Annotated in this window: 3 protein-coding genes; all 3 read right to left on the bottom strand. The window is 59.5% G+C overall.

Features of this window, described 5'->3' with window-relative positions; all coding sequences use genetic code 11:
- Window positions 1–11 precede the first annotated feature (11 nt).
- The 3 genes from ACK1U9_RS16860 to ACK1U9_RS16850 all read right to left on the bottom strand — a co-directional run bounded on the left by ACK1U9_RS16860 (window position 12) and on the right by ACK1U9_RS16850 (window position 2,641).
- Entirely contained in the window at window positions 12–974 is a 963-nt protein-coding gene (locus tag ACK1U9_RS16860; RefSeq protein ID WP_025337484.1) for an IS110 family transposase, read from the bottom strand.
- Between the two features lie 308 nt (window positions 975–1,282).
- The gene (locus ACK1U9_RS16855; RefSeq protein ID WP_003260813.1) at window positions 1,283–1,765 is read right to left on the bottom strand and encodes a GAF domain-containing protein; all 483 of its coding nucleotides are present in this window, start codon (window positions 1,763–1,765) and stop codon (window positions 1,283–1,285) included.
- A complete protein-coding gene (locus tag ACK1U9_RS16850; RefSeq protein ID WP_449110046.1) occupies window positions 1,766–2,641 on the bottom strand; it encodes an ATP-binding protein in 876 nt (291 codons plus the stop codon).
- Window positions 2,642–2,643: the final 2 nt, after the last annotated feature.

Genomic DNA, 2,643 nt, shown 5'->3' with positions numbered 1-2,643 from the left:
TGTGGGAGATTCTATGGTTGTGGGCAATGCTTTTTGCCCCCTTTGCTCATGTATTCGCCTTGAGTCTTCATCAAGGCGAATGCAATTCTGGCCAGCTTTCGGGACAGGATGACAAGGGCCTGAGTGGTTGCCTTACCTGTATTCCGATAATGTTCATACACCTCTTTCCACGCAGCTGTCTTGCTAGCCGCCATGGCTGCATTGTGCAGTAGCCGGCGCACTTCTGAGCAGCCTCGCTTGGTTAAGCATCGGCGTCCGGATTTCTGGCCTGATTCGGCAACTTTCAGATCCATGCCTAGAAAAGCGATGAATGAATCGCTGCGCTTGAAGTCGCCGCGGATGAAGGCGGTGACTAAAGCGACGGCAGTCAGAAAACCAATGCCTTCAACTGCCTGGCAGCGGGCAACCTGCTCGCTCAGCCCCGCTTCTCTAACCAGCGTCTTCAAACGCTTTTGAATCAGCAGATCAAGCGACTCAAAGTGTTTGGCGAAGCTATTGAAGGCGTCCTTGAGGGACGCTTCGTTACCCCAACTCTGGGTCAGACTGGTGCGCGCTGACACCAGCGCTGCTCGGCGTCGGAGAAGGCTCTGAAGCTTGCTGTAGACGGCTGGAGGGGGTGACCAAGGACGAAGCAAGCTGCCCTCACGATCCAGGAAACGGGCTAGCAGGCAGGCATCAGATGCATCAGTTTTGGCACGCCCGCCAATCCCTTTTCGGTAGTTGCTGAGTTGGTACCCATCAACGACATAGACTGCAAAACCCTTTTCGTAAGCCATCTCCACCAGGTCCAGGTGATAAACGTTGGTGGCTTCAACACAGATAGCCGTATTGGCTGGCTGAAGTGCCAGCCACTTGCGGATCTCAGGCTTTGTATTTTTCAACGAGTGTTGTTGAGCGGTTTCCTCGCAATAGCTGACCAGTTCGACCTTGGCGACATCGACGCCAATGATGAACTTCTCTACTCGCATTGCCATCGCCTGAACTCCCACGGTATGGTTTTTGGGCTCGGAGGGGTTTCACCAAGAGGCGCTGGCTTGCTTCTATCGTCGCTTGCAAACGATGCATTCTTTATCGGCGCTTTGGTGAAGGGGTGGGGCGAGTTCTCCCACGGTCTGTACTGCTGTGAACAGTCAGATTCGGCTTTTTCGTCCCACCACCCCTTCGAGTATCACCATACAAGCGGCNGTGAACAGTCAGATTCGGCTTTTTCGTCCCACCACCCCTTCGAGTATCACCATACAAGCGGCTTTAGCCGCGAAGAGGCCGGTAAAGGCAACGACCATCAGCAGTCGGTCAGCTCCAGGAAGATCGCCGCCAACCGCTCCAGCCCCACCTGATCCGCCTCACTGAAGCGCCCAAGCTTCGGGCTGTCCAGGTCCAGCACACCAATCAACCTGCCCTCCTTCACCAGCGGGATCACCAGCTCGCTGTTGGACGCGCTGTCACAGGCAATGTGCCCCGGGAACGCATGCACGTCCTCTACCCGCTGGGTCTGCCGAGTGGCCGCTGCCGCTCCGCACACACCCTTGCTGAACGGGATGCGCACGCACGCCACCTGGCCCTGGAACGGGCCCAGCACCAGTTCTTCGTTGCGGTTGAGGTAGAAGCCCGCCCAGTTGAGGTCGTCCACCTGGTTATAGAGGAATGCCGAGAACTGCGCGGCATTGGCGATGAAGTCACGCTCGTCGGCAAACAGCGCCTGCACTTGCGCCGCCAGCAGGTTGTAGCCGTCGAGGCCGGCGCCACTGGCATTGAGGTCGATCATTTACTTTTGCTCCAGCAATTGCAGCCCGACCCAGTAGCGGGCGAACTGATAGGCACAACGGCCATTACGGTTACCGCGGCCGGTGGCCCAGCGCACGGCGAGGATGTCGAGTTCTTCGCTGCGCTGCCAGGCCAGGCCGGCAGTTTGTGCGAGCTGGCCGATCCAGTGCTCGACCACGTTCAGGAAGTGTTCCTGGGTGAAGGGGTAGAACGACAGCCACAGGCCAAAACGGTCGGACAGGGCAATCTTGTCCTCCACCGCTTCGCTGGGGTGCAGCTCGCCGTCCACGCGCTTCCAGTTCTCGTTGTCGCTTTCCTTCTCCGGCACCAGGTGGCGGCGATTGGAAGTGGCGTACAGCAGCACGTTGTCCGGAGCCTGCTCGAGTGAGCCGTCGAGCACGCTCTTGAGCACCCGGTAGTCGCCCTCCCCGGCTTCGAACGACAGGTCGTCGCAGAACAGGATGAAGCGCTGCGGCAGTTTCTGCAGTTGCTCGACCACCCGTGGCAGGTCGGCCAGGTGGTCGCGTTCGATTTCGATCAGGCGCAGGCCGGCACCGGCGTGCTCGGCCAGCAGGGCACGTACCAGCGACGACTTGCCGGTGCCGCGCGAGCCCCACAGCAATGCATGGTTGGCCGGCATGCCGTTGATGAACTGATGGGTGTTGCGGCCCAGCTGGTCACGCTGATGGTCGACGCCAATCAGGTCGCTGAGGCGAATGTCCAGGCTTACTTCCAGCGGCAGCAGGTAGCCGCTACGGCCATCGCGCTGCCAGCGCGCGGCCAGGGTGGTGGCCCAGTCGATGTTCGGACGTGTTGCCGGCAACAGGGGTTCGAGGCGGGCCAGTACCGATTCGGCGCGGTCCAGGAAAGCAATCAAGC

It is taken from the genome of Pseudomonas sp. XP1, from assembly GCF_053557675.1.
Note: the sequence above shows the minus strand (reverse complement) of the source record. Positions and strands in the feature narration are given on the sequence as shown.

Bases quoted from the DNA above. Each gene is read 5' to 3' on its own strand.
- ACK1U9_RS16860 (WP_025337484.1), bottom strand. From the start codon at position 974: ATGGCAATGCGAGTAGAGAAGTTCATCATTGGCGTCGATGTCGCCAAG.
- ACK1U9_RS16855 (WP_003260813.1), bottom strand. From the start codon at position 1,765: ATGATCGACCTCAATGCCAGTGGCGCCGGCCTCGACGGCTACAACCTG.